At 52.1% G+C, this 16,668-nt stretch carries 15 protein-coding genes; 13 read left to right on the top strand and 2 right to left on the bottom strand.

The annotated features are described in order from the left end of the window. Positions 1–14 precede the first annotated feature (14 nt). Entirely contained in the window at positions 15–1,784 is a 1,770-nt protein-coding gene (locus tag JNE38_RS29295) for a SulP family inorganic anion transporter (RefSeq protein WP_203354532.1), read from the bottom strand. 285 nt (positions 1,785–2,069) lie between these two features. On the opposite strand from JNE38_RS29295, the gene JNE38_RS29290 reads away from it, so the two are divergent. The 11 genes from JNE38_RS29290 to JNE38_RS29240 all read left to right on the top strand — a co-directional run bounded on the left by JNE38_RS29290 (position 2,070) and on the right by JNE38_RS29240 (position 13,157). Then, on the top strand, positions 2,070–2,669 hold the full coding sequence (locus tag JNE38_RS29290) for a glycerol-3-phosphate responsive antiterminator (RefSeq protein ID WP_203354531.1): 600 nt from the start codon (positions 2,070–2,072) through the stop codon (positions 2,667–2,669). Then, positions 2,647–3,309, top strand: coding sequence for an HAD family hydrolase (locus JNE38_RS29285; RefSeq protein ID WP_203354530.1), 663 nt, complete (start codon positions 2,647–2,649; stop codon positions 3,307–3,309). The genes JNE38_RS29290 and JNE38_RS29285 overlap by 23 nt, the downstream gene beginning before the upstream one ends. A 5-nt stretch (positions 3,310–3,314) precedes the next feature. Next, positions 3,315–4,382, top strand: a complete 1,068-nt coding sequence (locus JNE38_RS29280; protein WP_203354529.1) for an ABC transporter ATP-binding protein — start codon at positions 3,315–3,317, stop codon at positions 4,380–4,382. Next, complete coding sequence (locus tag JNE38_RS29275) at positions 4,382–5,335, top strand: carbohydrate ABC transporter permease (protein WP_203354528.1); 954 nt, start codon at positions 4,382–4,384, stop codon at positions 5,333–5,335. The genes JNE38_RS29280 and JNE38_RS29275 overlap by 1 nt, the downstream gene beginning before the upstream one ends. A 28-nt stretch (positions 5,336–5,363) precedes the next feature. Then, positions 5,364–6,191 carry a carbohydrate ABC transporter permease gene (locus JNE38_RS29270; protein ID WP_203354527.1) on the top strand — a complete coding sequence of 276 codons (828 nt, stop codon included), beginning with the start codon at positions 5,364–5,366 and terminating at the stop codon, positions 6,189–6,191. Between the two features lie 50 nt (positions 6,192–6,241). Then, positions 6,242–7,549: an ABC transporter substrate-binding protein gene (locus JNE38_RS29265; protein ID WP_203357797.1), complete on the top strand. Its 1,308-nt coding sequence runs from the start codon at positions 6,242–6,244 to the stop codon at positions 7,547–7,549. Between the two features lie 22 nt (positions 7,550–7,571). Next, positions 7,572–8,291, top strand: coding sequence for a glycerophosphodiester phosphodiesterase (locus tag JNE38_RS29260; RefSeq protein WP_203354526.1), 720 nt, complete (start codon positions 7,572–7,574; stop codon positions 8,289–8,291). A 159-nt stretch (positions 8,292–8,450) separates the two neighbouring features. Continuing rightward, a complete protein-coding gene (locus JNE38_RS29255; RefSeq protein WP_203354525.1) occupies positions 8,451–9,050 on the top strand; it encodes an SET domain-containing protein in 600 nt (199 codons plus the stop codon). A 96-nt stretch (positions 9,051–9,146) separates the two neighbouring features. After that, positions 9,147–10,814 (top strand): glutamine--tRNA ligase/YqeY domain fusion protein, encoded by a 1,668-nt coding sequence (locus tag JNE38_RS29250; protein WP_428993683.1) that lies wholly within the window; start codon positions 9,147–9,149, stop codon positions 10,812–10,814. Positions 10,815–10,954: 140 nt separating this feature from the next. Next, positions 10,955–12,289, top strand: coding sequence for an APC family permease (locus tag JNE38_RS29245; RefSeq protein ID WP_238933507.1), 1,335 nt, complete (start codon positions 10,955–10,957; stop codon positions 12,287–12,289). Positions 12,290–12,305: 16 nt separating this feature from the next. Further along, positions 12,306–13,157, top strand: a complete 852-nt coding sequence (locus JNE38_RS29240) for an alpha/beta fold hydrolase (protein ID WP_203354523.1) — start codon at positions 12,306–12,308, stop codon at positions 13,155–13,157. Between the two features lie 41 nt (positions 13,158–13,198). On the opposite strand, the gene JNE38_RS29235 is transcribed toward JNE38_RS29240, so the two are convergent. Then, the gene (locus JNE38_RS29235; protein WP_203354522.1) at positions 13,199–13,876 is read right to left on the bottom strand and encodes a hypothetical protein; all 678 of its coding nucleotides are present in this window, start codon (positions 13,874–13,876) and stop codon (positions 13,199–13,201) included. A gap of 149 nt (positions 13,877–14,025) precedes the next feature. On the opposite strand from JNE38_RS29235, the gene JNE38_RS29230 reads away from it, so the two are divergent. Both JNE38_RS29230 and JNE38_RS29225 read left to right on the top strand, forming a co-directional pair. Continuing rightward, a complete protein-coding gene (locus tag JNE38_RS29230; protein ID WP_203354521.1) occupies positions 14,026–14,775 on the top strand; it encodes a gluconate 2-dehydrogenase subunit 3 family protein in 750 nt (249 codons plus the stop codon). 18 nt (positions 14,776–14,793) lie between these two features. After that, positions 14,794–16,512: a GMC family oxidoreductase gene (locus JNE38_RS29225; protein WP_203354520.1), complete on the top strand. Its 1,719-nt coding sequence runs from the start codon at positions 14,794–14,796 to the stop codon at positions 16,510–16,512. Positions 16,513–16,668: the final 156 nt, after the last annotated feature.

The following is a 16,668-nucleotide window of genomic DNA, read 5'->3' as shown; positions in this document are numbered from 1 at the left end:
GAATCCTCCATCTTTCAAGTATGGGCATGGGCAGGCGATTCTTGCTTCTGGACGGCTAACGCCTGCGCTGAGTTGCCATGGTCGGACAGAGCGGTACACTCGCGAAACGCAAAATGCTGGCAGCCGAGGCATTTTGCTTGATTCAGCCTGGTCAAGGCGCAGTCGATGGCTTCTCCCGTGTGCGCAAAATCATTCGCTTTCCCAATCACTTCATAAAGCCCGGTGCGCTGCAGGAGAGCTCTGGGTTGATCCTGCAGCTCTGAGAAAAGCACCGTTCCACCCCGAGAGCGGAAGTGCCTGACAATGCTCGCCAAGCTGGCTTCCCCTGTCGTGTCCAGAAAAGGAACCTTTCCCATCCGCAGAAGCAGGATGCCTGTTGAGGATGCAGCAGCATCGAGAATGGACTTTTCAAGCAGGCTCGCATCTCCGAAGAAAAGGGGTCCCTCGATGGTGAAGATGCTGATTTGCGGGCAATCGTGTACCTCCGAAACCATATGAGGCATGATCTTCTGGTTTTTGCTGTCCGGATCTGGCAGAGCTTTGGTGATCTTCAGCGATCCGCTCATCCGTTTGACGAACAGGAGAATGGCCAGAATCAGCCCCACCTCGACAGCGAGAGTCAAATCGGTAAAAACGGTCAGGAGAAACGTAATCAATAGCACTACCGAATCGCTGGTTCTGGTTTTGAGAATATGGAGGAATTCCTTGCGCTCACTCATGTTCCATGCCACCAGCATCAAGATGGGAGCCATGCTCGCCAACGGAATGTGTGAGGCATACGGTGCAAACAAGACCAGAATCAACAAGACGATGACCCCGTGAATCACGCCAGACAGAGGAGAAGCAGCTCCACTCCTGATGTTGGTCGCGGTACGGGCAATCGCCCCCGTTGCAGGAATGCCGCCGAACAGGGGTGTGATCATATTGGCGATGCCTTGGCCGATCAATTCCCGATTGCTGTTGTGCCGCTGGCTGGACATGCCGTCAGCAACGACTGCGGACAGCAAGGACTCGACAGCGCCCAGCAAGGCAATCACCAGCGCGGGATTCAGCAATGCCTGTATGCGCTCAAACGTGATTTCGGGAAAGCGAAAAGAGGGCAGTGTACTGGGAATAGCTCCGAATGTTGAACCAATGGTGGCAACCTTCTCTTCAAATAATAGCACAGCTACCAGACTCGATAGAATCAAGCCGATGAGCGAGCCGGGTACTTTTGGGAATATCCGCGGCGTCAGCAAGATAAGAGCAAGGCAAATGCACGCCGTAATGATGCTGTAGAGGTTGAGAGTCGGAAAGTGGATTGCGATCTCCTTCATATTGGATAGGAAGTCCTCATGCTTCTGGATGTCCCGAAGACCTAGAAAGTGAACAATCTGCCCGCTGAAAATGATGACAGCGATCCCCGCCGTAAATCCGACCGTTACTGGACGGGGGATGTACTTGATTAAGGCACCAAGACGAAGAAGCCCCATGATGACGAGCATGGCTCCTGCCATGAAGCCGGCAATCAGCAGATTTTCGTAGCCGTATTGCATGACGATCGCGAACAAAATGGGGATAAACGCACCGGTTGGCCCCCCAATCTGAAATCGTGACCCTCCGAACAGGGAAATCAATATTCCCGCAACAATGGTGGTGTAAATGCCGTACTCCGGCTTGACTCCGGAAGCGATGGCAAACGCCATTCCGAGCGGTAGAGCAATGACAGCCACGATGAACCCGGACACGCAATCCCTTCTGAATGACTTCATCGTATAGCCTTCAAATCTTCCCGTCCCCATCATGTTAGAACCCTTCTTTATCTTTGAATATTTGATTATTTGAATATAAATTATGATAATCCCGACTTTTCCATGCTGTCAATTCACATTTCCTTTTCCCTTTTTTAACATGTCCTTCACGTAGCCTTAACCTGGCTGCTTTACCATTCTAAGTGACAAGTGAACAGATTCCCTCGGTTGGAGCCATGGAGAAACCCCCGACAGCAATACCCAAGCACTTTTCCTCGAGAGTTCTTTGGCGTTGTTGTGTCGCAGGGTTTTTTGTCATGCGCATAGGAGGCCATACAAATGGATTCAAAGGAATTCCTCGCAAGACTTAATCACTACAAGCTGATTGCATCGGTGAAAGAGGCGAAGTATTTGGAGAAAGCGGCGGAGGCCAATCTGAGTGCAGTGGTACTTTCCATCGGGAACATCGGCGTGATCAAAGGGTACGTCGATTATTTCAAGAACCGTGACATTCCCGTGTTCATCCATTTGGAGCGGGTAGGCGGAATCAGCTACGACCGGGAAGGCATTGCATTTCTTTCCCACTACGTCAAGCCGGATGGAATCGTGACGACGAGGAACACCTTGATCAAGCTGGCGAAAAAACAAGGTTTGCTGACGATACAACGACATTTTTTGGTGGACAGCGATGCATTGAAATCAGGGCTTCAGGCTATTCAGGAGACGCAGCCCGACGCCGTTGAGCTGATGCCGGGCCTCTTGCCTGAATTTCTCGAAGAGTACAGAAGTGTGCTGGGTACCCCGATTATTGCAGGTGGACTGATCCGCAAGCGAGAGCAGATGGAGCGAGTACTGCAGCATGGTGCGACAGCTGTTTCCGTAGGTAGCCCCTCATTGTGGAAGGAGAGTTTTGTACATGATTCAAGCGTTGTTGTTTGATCTCGATGGCACGCTCTTGGATAGTCGAGATGCCGTTATCGATGCAGTTGCTCATGCGGCAGAAAAATATGCACCCGGTCATTTCAGCCGGGAGGAGCTGCTCGCTCGCTTTGGGGAATCGTTCGACGATTTTCTCGCAGCGGTCGCAGAGGCAGCTGGTTTGCCGGATAAAAAGGAAGTGTTGGATTACTACTTCGCCTACGTCAGGGAAAATCACGGGAAGCATGTGAAGCTCTTTCCATTTGTACGAGAGGGACTCGCGAAATTGCAAGCAGCCGGCTATGAACTGGCGATCGTCACCAACAAGCAGCGGGAATTTGCAGTGGCCGGTCTGGAGCTGGCCGGAATCGATCACCTGTTTTCCTCGGTCGTCACCGTCGATGATGTCACGCAGGGAAAACCTTCAGCAGAGCCGGTCCAAAAGGCGCTGGCAGAGATGAACAAACGCCCCGATCAGGCGTTGATGATCGGGGACAGCCGCTACGACGTGCTGGCGGCCGTAGGAGCCCAGGTCGCATCGGTCGTGCTGGAATGGTACGGGCAAGAGGAATGGTCCTATGCGGTTCCTGACTATCGATTCGCAGACTTTCAATCGTTTGTCACAGAGATGCTGGCAGTAAAAATCCAGGGAGGGAGCTGAAGCAGATGGCACGAGTCGTATTGAACCAGGTGACCAAGACGTTCGCCAACCAGCAGGTGGTGAAAGGGATCGATCTCATGATCCCGGATGGATCGTTTACGGTTCTGGTCGGCCCGTCAGGCTGCGGGAAATCCACGACGCTTCGGATGATCGCAGGATTGGAGAGCGCTTCTAGCGGGCAGATCGTGATCGGGGATCAGACGGTCAACCAATTGCCGCCGGGAAAACGGGATATCGCGATGGTGTTCCAGAACTACGCCTTGTATCCGACGATGAATGTCTATGACAACATTGCTTACGGGCTGCGAAACCGCGGGACCTCGAAAAAAGAGTGCAAGGTTCTCGTAGAGGAAATCGCCGAGATCGTCGGCTTGACTCAGTATCTCAAACGCAAGCCGTCCCAGCTCTCTGGCGGACAACGTCAGCGTGTGGCGCTGGCGCGGGCGATGGTGAAAAAACCCAAAGTGTTTTTGATGGACGAACCGCTATCCAATCTGGATGCCAAGCTGCGCAACCAGATGCGGGTAGAGCTGACGAGCCTGCACAAGCAGCTGGGCAGCACGTTCATTTATGTGACGCACGATCAGGTGGAAGCGATGACGATGGGCGATCAGATTGTCGTCATGAGCGAAGGCAATATCATGCAGGTGGCCGCACCGCTGGAGCTGTATCAGGAGCCGGACAACCTGTTCGTCGCCCAGTTTATCGGCTCTCCGGCGATGAATATTGTGTCGGACGGGGAGAACAGCCAGGTCGTGTGGGGATTCCGTCCAGAAAAGGCACAGCTGCTTGCCGAGTCTGCGGCACCCGCCGTGTCACTCGAAATGCGCACATTGCGGGGAACAGTCATCTCCCGTGAAATCCTCGGTTCGGAGTCGCTCTGCCACGTGGAAACGGATAAAGGTCGTGTCGTTGTCAAAGTCGACACGGAGACCTCGATCCAAATGGGAACCCATGTGCAGGTAGCCGTACACGCCGCAAACATTTACGAATTTGATCGGGCAACCGGGAAGCGAACGGGGAAAGCGACTGGGCGAGCGAACCAGCAAGCATTGGCTGGAGGGGTTGTCTGATGCGCAAAGCGGTTGCTGCACCAGAGCTAGCCGGAACGAGCAACCAGGTGACCCAAAAGCTTGAGGGAGTACCTGCTGTCGATCGGATGGAGCGGCTTCGGCCATACCTGTATGTCGCACCAGCAATGCTGTTTTTTACCCTGTTCTTCTTCTTTCCCATCGCCTATGTGATTTACTTGTCCTTCTTTGACTGGTCTTTGCTGAATCTGGAGGAGATGGAGTGGGTCGGGCTCGGTAATTTTACGGCGTTGATGATGGAGGAAGATTTCCTGCAAGTATTGGGAAACACGCTCGTCTATACCGCAGTTACCGTAGGCTTGGGGATCTTCCTTTCCTTTATGCTGGCGCTATGGCTCAATCGGAAGGCAAAAGTATACGGGATCGTCCAGGCTGCCGTATTCAGTCCGCACATCGTGTCACTCGTTTCCATCGCCATGCTGTGGATGTGGCTCATGGATCCGCAGTACGGTCTGTTGAACGCCATTTTGGAGATGGTGGGACTGCCCGGATACACATGGCTGTCCGACACCAAGAGCGCGATGATCTCCCTGATTCTGGTCAGCATTTGGAAGGGAGTCGGATACAACACGCTGGTCTTTATTGCCGGTATGCAAAGTATCCCGAAGGACATCTACGAAGCAGCGGAGCTGGACCACTCTCCGTGGTGGCGTACGCTGACACGCATTACGGTTCCGATGCTCTCTCCCACGATATTCTTTTTGCTCGTCATCAATACGGTCTCATCCTTCCAGGTGTTCGATACGATTTACATCATGACGCAGGGGGGACCTGTCAACAGCACCAACATGCTCGTCTTTTACATCTATGAGCAAGGCATGGACTTCTACAACGGCGGTGCTGCTTCTGCCGCTTCGGTCATCCTGCTCGCAATGGTTGGCCTCTTGACCTGGCTGCACTTCCGCTTGATGGAGAAAAGGGTTCATTATCGTTAAGACACTCAACCAGAAAGGAGACTCGCTCATGATGCAAGTAGGACGAACCGCATGGAAAACGGTGGAGTGGGTGCTGCTGGCGGCTGTCGGACTCGTCTTTCTCTTCCCGTTTCTATGGATGTTCCTGACTGCTTTTAAAACCATGCCGGAGGTCTATCAGTTTCCTCCGACGTGGTGGCCTGAATCCTGGCAATTTGAGAACTTCCGTATTGCCTGGAGCTCCGGACCATTTGTGACCTATGTCATGAACAGCATTCTGGTCGCTGGAGGAATCTTGATCCTGCAATTTCTGATTGCGGTACCCGCAGCCTACGCCTTTGCCCGGTATCGCTTTCCAGGGCGAAACCTGCTGTTTGGCCTGAGCCTGATCGCCCTGATGATTCCTTCGCAGGTTATCTTTTTGCCGGTCTATGTGGAGATGAGTCACTGGGGGCTGGTCAACACCTTGTGGTCCCTGATTCTTCCGTTCGGAGCCAGTGCATTTGGCATTTTCCTCTTACGCCAGTCATTCATGCAGGTACCCGATGAAGTCATCGAGGCAGCACGTCTCGACAGCGCGTCGGAGTGGAAAATCATGTGGACCATCATGGTACCGATGGCAAAACCCGTGCTGGTCACCTTTGGATTGTTCAGCTTTATCTACCATTGGAATGATTACTTCTGGCCTCTGATCATGACGAACAGCGATAGTGTGCGGACGCTCCCGATCGGGATTTCGATGCTGAAGGCAGCGGAAGGCGGCAAACAATGGAACGTCATCATGGCGGGCAACTTGATTCTCGTCTTGCCAATCCTCGTCGTCTTTTTCATCGCACAGCGGCACATTATCAGCGCGTTTGTCTATCAGTCCAAATAAGCGGTACCCATTAAAAGGAGGATCTATTCGTGAAAAAATTACAGGTATCCATGTTGGCGTGTGTTCTTAGCGTGACGGCAGTTTTGGCAGGGTGCGGAGGCAGCAAGGAAGCGGCTGGCACGAATAATCAATCGGGTGGAAGCGCGGCGCCGCAAGGACAGACTGCGAGTGCAGGGAAACCGGTGGAAATCGACTTCTGGTATGCGCTCGGCGGCAAAAACGGGGAATACATCGAAAAGATGGTCAAGGACTTCAATGCATCGCATAAAGATATTGTGGTGAAGCCTGCGTATCAAGGAAGCTACTATGAAAACCATTCCAAGGTACTCGCTTCGGTATCCGCCGGGAACCAGCCTGACGTGACGATGGTAGAGGTAGGATCGATCGGTGCGTTCGCAGACGCAAAAGTTCTGGAAGATCTGGGACCCTACGCGAATGGAGCGGAGAAAAAGTACATTCCCGGTCTCTTGGGGAACTCCTACTGGAAAGACAAACTGTACGCCATTCCTTTCAACCGCTCGACTCCGCTCTTGTACCTGAACCGCGATATGCTGAAAGCGGCAGGGCTCGACCCGAATGGACCGAAAACATGGGATGAGCTGCGTCAATTCTCTGAGGCTCTGACGAAAAAAGAAGGAGACAAGACGGCTACCTACGGATTCTCCACGGCGATTGACATCTGGTTCTATGAAGCGCTTGTTTTCCAAAGCGGCGGTAAAATTTTGACGGACGACAACAAAGAGCTGGCAATCAACAGCGAAGCAGGAAAAGCGCCGCTGGAATTCTGGACAGGTATGCTGAAAGAAGGCGTCATGAAGGCACCTCCAGGCGAGAAGTACAACGCATGGGATGTGGCGAAACAGGATTTCCTCAATCAACAAGTCGGCATGATTTTTACCTCGACAGGGGACTTGCGATCTTTGAAAGAAAATGCCAAATTTGATTTGGGAACAGCCTTCTTGCCAGCAAACAAGAACTTCGGTGCGCCTACAGGCGGTGCCAACCTGGTCATGCTGGCTAAATCGAGCGATGAAGAGAAAAAAGCTTCCTGGGAATTCATGCAGTGGATGACGGACACCAAGCAAACCATCCCGTTCTCGCTGGAATCCGGCTACATGCCAGTAACGACCGAAGCGGTAGAATCCGAAGATATGAAGAAAGCCTATGAAAAAGAGCCGAACTTCCAAGTGGCAGTAAAGCAGCTGCAGTACGCTTCTCCGCGCCCAATGGTACCTGGCTATAAAGAATTGCAGGAAGTCATCATGACAGAGATCCAGCGTGCCGTATTGGGTCAGGCTAGCGTAGACGAAGCCATCCAAAAAGCGACGGAAAAAGGGCAGAAGCTGCTGAAAAAATAAACCGAAATGGGGAGTGAGCAACATGAACATTTGCATGGCACACCGAGGCTGGTCAGGCAAGGCGCCGGAAAATACGATGACCGCGATTCGTCTCGCATTGGCGGAGCCTGCCATTCAGGCGATGGAGATTGACGTGCAGCTGTCCAGCGACGGAGTTCCTGTGCTCATCCACGATTTTACGCTCGGACGTACGACGAATGGCAAGGGACTGGTGAAGGATCACACCTTGCAGGAGCTGCGGGGACTGGATGCTGGCAGCTGGCTGGACGAGAAGTTCGCAGGCGAACGCATTCCGACGCTGGAAGAGGTGCTCTTGGCTGTCAAAGGACGCTGCACGCTGAACATCGAGCTGAAAGCGACCAGCGATATGTACCCGGGTATTGCGGAAAAGGTATTGGAGCTCCTGGAAAAGCACGATATGAAGCAAGAGGTGTACATCACATCCTTTGATCACGACTTGATCCGTCAGGTGCGTCAGCTGGATACGGATGTACAGACTGGCTTGATCGTCTCCGGGCGCCCGGTGCTGATGATGGAACAGCTGGAGGAGGCGGGTGCCAATATCCTTTCCATGGGCTACCCGTATTTGACCCGCGAGCTGACTATCGAAGCGATCAACCGAGGCTACAAGGTGGTTGCGTGGACCTTGGATGACCCTGAGCATATTCGCACCGTCATGTCATGGCATCCAGACGTACAGATCTGCACCAATCATCCCGATCGGATGCTCGAGTTTGTGTAATGCATGTCGCGAAAGGCCGCCGGAGCAATGCTTCAGGCGGCTTTTTCTGTAAAAGTCAGGTGGTTTTCTCGGATTTTTTACAGACAATCATACACCTCCTATCGCGATGCTGCTTATGATAAGAAAAAGGCGGCGTGCGCCAAGGAGTGAAACAGGATCATGATGCATCCCGATACTGAATTGCGTTACATCAATGATCAAATCGGGTTCGGCGTTTTTGCGACCAAATTCATTCCCAAAGGGACGATCGTGTGGGCCATGGATGAACTGGATCAGGTATTGGATCCTGCTTTCGTGGAAACACTGGATCCATTGCGAAAACGGGACGTGCAGAAGTATTCGTTTAAAAACCAGTTCGGCAAGTATATCCTCTGCTGGGATAAGTCTCGGTTCGTCAATCACAGCTTCCACGCGAATTGTGTGGCCACCATGTACGATATGGAGCTGGCGGCCAGGGATATTTACCCGGGTGAAGAACTGACAGATGATTATGGAACGTTGAACTTGGATGAACCCTTTGATTGCCTGCCGGAAGAAGGCACGACTCGTTCGCGGGTGATGCCGGATGACCTGCTGCGGTATTACCGCCAATGGGATGAAATTGCGGCGGGAGCGTTCGAGCATTTCAATCATGTCGAACAGCCGCTGCGACATCTCATCCGTCCCGAGCATCAGAAAAAGCTGCACGCCATTCTGGAGCACGATATCCCTCTGGACTCTGTCATTCAGCTTTACTATCGTCCGCCATCGAGAAAATAGGGAACGGAATGGACACAGCGGGCCGGACCACGGCCCGATTTTGTTGAACTCTGGAGGGAGAATCAGTATTATGGAATGTAAAGGTGAAGTGAAAGGTTGATTTCATTGGAAAACAAGGTAGCGTCATCCAATTTTATCCGAAATATTGTGATTGATGACTTGCAAGAAGGTAAAGTGAAAAAAATCATTACCCGATTTCCCCCTGAACCGAACGGGTATCTTCATATTGGACATGCAAAGGCCATCATCCTGAACTTTGATTTGGCACATGAGTTTTCCGGGAAAGCTCACTTGCGTTTTGATGATACCAATCCGCTCAAGGAAGACACCGAGTATGTGAATGCCATCAAGGAAGATGTGCAGTGGCTTGGCTTTGATTGGGACGGGCTGTTTTTCGCTTCCGATTATTTCGAGGAGATGTACAACCGGGCGGTACTCCTCATCAAAAAAGGAAAAGCGTACGTGGACGACCTTTCTGCTGAAGACATGCGCAAGTACCGCGGTACTTTGACGGAGCCAGGTGTAGAAAGTCCATTCCGCAATCGTTCCGTGGAGGAGAACCTCGATCTTTTCGCGCGGATGCGCAAAGGCGAATTCAAGGACGGAGAGAAAGTGCTTCGTGCGAAGATCGACATGACATCCCCGAATTTCAACATGCGTGATCCGGTGCTTTACCGCATCTCCCACGCGACCCATCACAACACCGGGGATCAATGGTGCATCTATCCGATGTACGATTTTGCACACCCGTTGGAGGATGCGATCGAAGGCGTGACGCACTCGCTCTGCTCCCTGGAATTCGAAGACCATCGCCCGTTGTACGATTGGGTAGTCGCCGAATGCGAGATGGCACACGTGCCGCACCAATACGAATTCGCCCGACTGAATCTGACGAATACCGTCATGAGCAAGCGGAAGCTCAAGCAGCTCGTCGATGAAAATATCGTGGACGGCTGGGACGATCCTCGCATGCCGACCATCGCAGGCTACCGCCGCCGCGGCTATACGCCTGAAGCGATCCGCGCCTTCGCACGTGAAATCGGTGTAGCCAGAAGCAACAGTACGGTCGACGAGAAAATGCTGGAGCATTTTATCCGGGAAGACCTCAAGCTCAAGGCTCCGCGCACAATGGCTGTCTTAAATCCATTGAAGGTGGTCATCACGAATTATCCGGAAGGTCAAGTCGAGATGCTGGATGCGGAAATCAATCCCGAAAACGAAGAGATGGGCAACCGCCAAATTCCGTTTTCCCGTGAGATCTACATCGAGCAAGACGACTTCATGGAAAATCCGCCGAGCAAGTATTTCCGACTCTTCCCAGGGAATGAGGTGCGCTTGAAGCACGCTTACTTCATTAAGTGCCATGATGTCATCAAGGATGCGGATGGCAACGTGATCGAGCTGCATTGCACGTACGACCCGGAAACCAAGAGCGGCAGCGGCTTTACCGGACGCAAGGTAAAAGGGACCATCCACTGGGTGGAAGCGACACAGGCGGTTCCGGCTGAATTCCGATTGTACGAGCCATTGATTATGGATGAGGAAGAAAACGAAGGAACGTTCCTGGACAACATCAATCCGAAATCACTGGAAGTGCAAAATGGCTTCGTGGAGCCAAACATGAAGGACACAGCACCTCAAGATAAATACCAATTCTTCCGCCACGGCTATTTCAATGTCGATCCAAAGCATACGAAGGAAGGGAAGCTCGTCTTCAACCGGATCGTATCGCTGAAGAGCTCGTTCGAATTGCCGAAAGCCTAACGGAAAATAGGAAAACGCTGCTGGCACGCAAGATGGGTGTCTGCAGCGTTTTTTCCTTTGGCCAAAGGCTTGGCAATATTGTGGATATTTTTCGGATAGTAGGTATAATTATTCGTATTGTGAATAAAGGGGGACAGGTAGTGAACGGGAAAACAGAGCTTCACCGCAGCCTGAAACTATGGCATATCGTGGTGATCGGTCTCGGCTATATGGCGCCGATGGCTGTTTTTGATACGTTTGGCATTGTGGCAGAAGAGACGGGAGGGCATGTCCCGGCCGCATACGCTGTCACGCTGCTCGCCATTTTGTTTACCGCAGCTAGCTACGGGAAAATGGTGAGGGTCTATCCTTCGGCAGGGACGGCCTATACCTACACGCAGGGGTCTATACACCCGTATGCAGGATTCCTGGTGGGCTGGGCCTCTCTGCTGGATTACTTATTTTTACCGATGATCAATGCACTCTTGACGGGTGTGTACTTGTCATCCGTTTTTCCGGAAGTTCCTACTCATTGGTGGATTGTTGGCTTTATTCTCTTAATCACTTTGTTGAATGTGTTCCGGGTAACCGTGACAGCCTCGGTGAATTCCATCCTCGTGTTGTTTCAAATATCCGTCGTGATCGTCTTCGCAGGCTTGGCGATTCGGGGATTGATGCATGGAGGCGGGTTCGAACAGGTAATAACAGTACGCCCCTTTTTCTCACCGGACATGTCCTTTGCCGCTTTACTTGCCGGGGCGTCCATCTTGTGCTTTTCCTTCCTCGGTTTTGATGCGGTGACGACGCTCACGGAAGAAACCGTCGATGCCAAAAAGACGATTCCCCGCGGCATCTTTCTGGTCGCACTTGCTGGGGGCGCGCTGTTCATTACTGCATCGTACTTTTCGCAGTCGTTATTTCCAGACGCTTCAGTCTTTTCTGACCCGGAAGCCGCTTCCGCAGAAATTGCGCTCTCTATCGGGGGAACGATCTTTCAGCTCGTGTTTTTGGCGGCAGCCTTGTCATCTACGCTGGCGTCCGGACTTGTATCCGTCACCAGCGTGACTCGCCTGCTTTATGCGATGGGACGGGACGGCTACTTGCCGAGAAAGTGGTTCGGGTATATTCACCCTCGCTTGAAAACGCCGCTCTACAATGTTCTATTGGTCGGCGTGCTGATGCTGGCAGCGCTGAAACTGGATCTGCTGACGGCTACATCCTTTATCAACTTCGGGGCATTGATTGCTTTTAGCTTTGTCAATATCAGCGTCATCGCCCATTATGTATGGAGACAAAAACGATTGCGAGTAGCGGATTGGTGGCGCTATCTTCTGTCGCCGTTGATCGGAGCTTCGTTTGTCGGCTTTCTGTGGGTCAATCTGGATATCAAGTCCATGATTCTCGGTTTGATGTGGTCCTTTGTCGGGCTGATCTATCTGCTGTATTTGGTGAAAGTCAAGCAGACCAAACTGGAGCGCATGAAATTTGACGAGTAGCTGAGGTGAAAAAGGCATGAGTGTACCAGTATTCACGACGGTAAAAAGTATAACAAGGGCTGGCTTTGCCATGGAGTACGGGCTTGCAGGGCCAAATGATGCTCCTGTCCTGCTCATGCTGCATGCCATCCGCAATACGAAAATGCTGTTTGCGGGGATCGTTCCGGCGTTGGCTCAGCATTTTCGGGTGGTGGCGGTTGACTTGCGCGGACACGGTCACTCCTCGGGTACATCGGAGTACTCCTTCGAGGCCATTGTGGACGATCTGATTGAACTGCTGGATGCGGAAGCGATCGAACAGGTGACGGTGGTTGCAGCCTCCTTTTCCGCAGTACCCGCGCAGATGCTGGCTGTCCGTGAGCCCCGGCGAGTGGCTAGGCTGGTGCTGTTGGACGGTGGCTTTTACCAGTTAGGCGAAATGCCCGGCTTCCAATTGCCAGCTGTCGTCGAGCGATTGACTGCGACAAGGTTTGTCTCCGTGAAGGACGCTGAAGGGCAATTTTCCAGCCGCTATGGAAACGGTAATCTGCCCGAGGGCTGGATGGCAACAGAGCTGGAGCAGAAGCAGGATGGAGGCTATGGTTACGTCCTTTCCCGAGAAGCTTGGACGGCCTATTTCCGTGAGTACATGGAATTTGATAAAGAGGCCCTGTTTCGTGAGGTAGTCTGCCCGGTCCTGTTGGTGTTGGCTGATGAAAGTCTATTGCCTGACGATGAGCAGCGCAGATTCTATCGTGACGCTGTCGATTCTTACAAAAAGCTCGTTACACAGGCAAGGATCCGCTCGATTCCAAAGTCGCTCCATCTGCTGATGGTGACTCATCCAGAGGAAACAGTGAGAGAAATCATGGCGTTTACGAAAGAATAAGGGACAAGCTTCGATGCTTGTCCCTTTTTATTTTGACACGATTATTGCTTTGCTTCGCGCATGAGTTTGCTGATCGTGGAAGCGTGTGGATCCTGACCGGTTTCGTGCAATTGTTTTTTTGCTTGGTCGAAAGCCGCAATGCCTGCTTTGGAAGTGACGGTCAAAACGCGCTTTTCTTTTCCGTACAAACGATGGATATGGGTGCGGGCATTCTTCAGAGTGGCATTGAGATCGCTGGTTCCGAGAGTACCTGCAGATCCAGGTGTCGTATGCTCGTTTCCACGCGCCGAACTGCCCGTGAAATTACTGAGCAGATGAGATTGCATCGGATCCATTTGGTTGATGGAATGGCTTCCCGCGGTGGCGGGGCAGATGACGATGGCATCCTTCAACACGAGCGCCTGAACCCCATGTACCCCAGCTGCATTCAGCTGCGCTTCCAATTTGGTGGAGGGTCCGCCGCTATGGAGATGAGAGCTGCCGATGCTGCTGTATACGTTCGTACCCATTCCGCTATAGGTCGACCCTTGTGCGTTTGTGGTGAATTTTTTGTCGCGGTCTACGCTAGGAATGACTGTTTCTGGTCCCGGCACCGTTTGATTGTTTATGGATTGCGTCCGAGTCGGTTGCGGTTGCTGAGGTGCCGCCTGATTATTGCAGGCCGTAAGCAGGAGAGCCATCCCAAGTCCACAGCTGCCCATCCATTTTCCAACCTTCATGTCGATCCCTCCTTTTTTCATACTTTTATCCTGCCCCTGCTGCATTCGTGAGTATTTAAGGGGGTTGCTGGAAAAAATATAGAAAGATCTGTTTAGCTTGTCGAAAAAATGCACAAACAAGTGAATAGAGACATCAGGAGGTGGTAGTGTTGGCACAAGCAAACAATGAAAACGAACAACCCGTATCACGGAGGAACTTTCTGAAAAACTCTGGACTAGTACTCGGTGGACTGGTTGTGGGCGGAGTGGCAGGCAGCCTGATCAACAGAACATCAGCACCTGCACCGCAGCAACCGGGAGCGACACCAGCTCCCGTCACAGATTTCAATCAAGCCTTGATGTACTTCACTCCGGAACAGTTCAAAGTGGTCGACGCTGCATGCGAGCGGATTTTCCCTGAGGATGAGAATGGCCCTGGAGCAAAGGCTCTCGGAGCTGCTTATTTCATCGACCATCAATTGGCGGGAGACTGGGGCTTCAACGCCCGCGATTACATGTCGGGTCCTTTTTACCCTGGGGAGGTCACGCAGGGCTATCAGGGCAGGCTGAAACGGCGGGAAATCTTTGATATAGGGATTCAGGAACTGAACAATTACAGCCAAAGCACGCAAAAGAAAAAGTTTTACGAGCTTGCTCCTGAACAACAGGATGCAGCGCTCAAGGCATTTGAATCGGATGAAGTCAAATTAACGACGATCTCCGCGAGTGCCTTCTTCAAGATGCTCCGTGCAAACACGCTCGAAGGTATTTATTCCGACCCGCTGTATGGTGGCAACAAAAATATGGACGGTTGGAAGCTGAAAAATTACCCGGGTAATCAAATGGCTTATACGCAAGTCATCGAACAGGACAAGTTTGTGAAGATGGCCCCTTTGAGCTTGCGGGATCATCAACATTAAGGGGGGCAGCTGGAAAACATGGCCAAAAAATTACCGAAAGTCGATGTTGTCATTGTAGGCGTAGGCTGGGGTGGCGGCGTCATTGCCTCAGAGTTGACCAGGCAAGGTCTAAACGTAGTCGGGCTTGAAAGAGGCAAGGAAAGAAAGACGGAAGACTATTTCATGGTGCATGACGAGCTGCGATATGCGCTCCGCTACGAGCTCATGCAGGATCTGTCCAAGGAAACGATCACCTTCCGCAGCAAAACTAGCGTTCGGGCACTTCCAATGCGCTCTTACGGATCCTTTTTGCTTGGAACGGGCCTGGGAGGGTCGGGGGTTCACTGGAACGGCCATACGTTCCGTTTCCTTCCCTATGATTTTGAAATTCGCAGCAAAACGGTCGAACGGTATGGAGATAAGAAAATTCCAGACGGCATGACCATTCAGGACTGGGGCATGACCTACGATCAGCTGGAGCCGTACTTCGACAAATTCGAGCGGATGGCGGGCATCTCCGGTGAGGAAAACCCTTTGGGAGGCAAGCGTTCGCAGCCTTATCCGACGCCGCCGATGAAAAGCACTCCGAGCATGAAAATGTTTGCGGAAGCTGCCAAAAAGAAAAACTGGCACCCGTACATGCTGCCATCCGCCAACTTGTCGCAGGCGTATACCAATCCGGATGGAATCTCCCGGGCAGCTTGCCAGTACTGCGGCTACTGTGAGCGTTTCGGATGCGAGTACGGAGCCAAGGCCGATCCGGTCGTCACAGTCATCCCTGTCGCACAAAAAACGGGGAAATTCGAGATTCGGACTCACTCGCATGTCCGCCGTATCTTACATACCGGGAAAAAAGCAACAGGTGTCTTGTACACCGATGTCACGACTGGAGAGGAAATCGAACAGCCGGCCGACATCGTCGTATTGACGAGTTATGTGTTCAACAATACGCGCCTTTTGCTGATGTCCAACCTCGGAAGGCCGTATGATCCCAATACAGGAAAAGGCGTCATCGGGAAGAATTACTGCTACCAGGTCATGCGGGGCGGAGCAACGGGCTTTTTCGAGGACAAGGAGTTCAATTACTACGCAGGTGCCGGGGCGCTCGGTATCGTACTCGATGATTTCAACGGCGACAATTTTGACCACAAAGACCTCAAGTTCTTGCACGGTGCGAATATCGCCCACACGATGACGGGCCTCCGTCCCATTGCGAACAATCCAGTCCCACAGGGAACGCCTAGCTGGGGTAAAGAATTCAAAGCGAATTCCCTCAAATATATGAACAGGACGTTGACCGTAGGTGCGCAGGGTGCGTCGCTGCCGTGGCGGCATCATTTCCTGGACCTCGATCCGACTTACAAAGACGTATTCGGAGATCCGTTGATTCGTATCACATTCGATTTTGAGGAGCAGGACAGGCAGCTCGCTGCGTACTTGGCAGATCGCTGCGGGGAGCTTCTCAAGGAAATGGGTGCAAGCAAAGTTGAAGTCAATGGAAAGCTCGGTCCGTACGATATTACCCCATACCAGTCCACGCACAATACGGGCGGCGTGATCATGGGATCATCGCCGGACACGTCGGCGGTTAACAACTATTTGCAAATGTGGGACGCAGAAAACGTGTTTGTCGTGGGGGCATCTTCATTTGCCCACAACAGCGGATACAATCCGACCGGAACCATGGGCGCTTTGTCTTACCGCTGTGCGGAAGGCATCATGAAGTATCACAAGAGCGGCGGCGGAATGGTCGTCTAAAGGGGAAAGGGAAAGGCCGTTGGAAAACCAACGGCTTTTTTATTTGTGAAAAAATCTTTCGCAGCTTTGCGAAAAAAACAGCGCGAGACTCGCAGGGAAAAGCGTAAATATTGCTTTTTCGATCTGGCATGGTCCTTGCTACGATCAAGGGCACAC

This window comes from Brevibacillus choshinensis (assembly GCF_016811915.1).
Lineage (GTDB): Bacteria > Bacillota > Bacilli > Brevibacillales > Brevibacillaceae > Brevibacillus > Brevibacillus choshinensis_A.
This window is presented reverse-complemented; position numbering and strand designations above follow the sequence as displayed.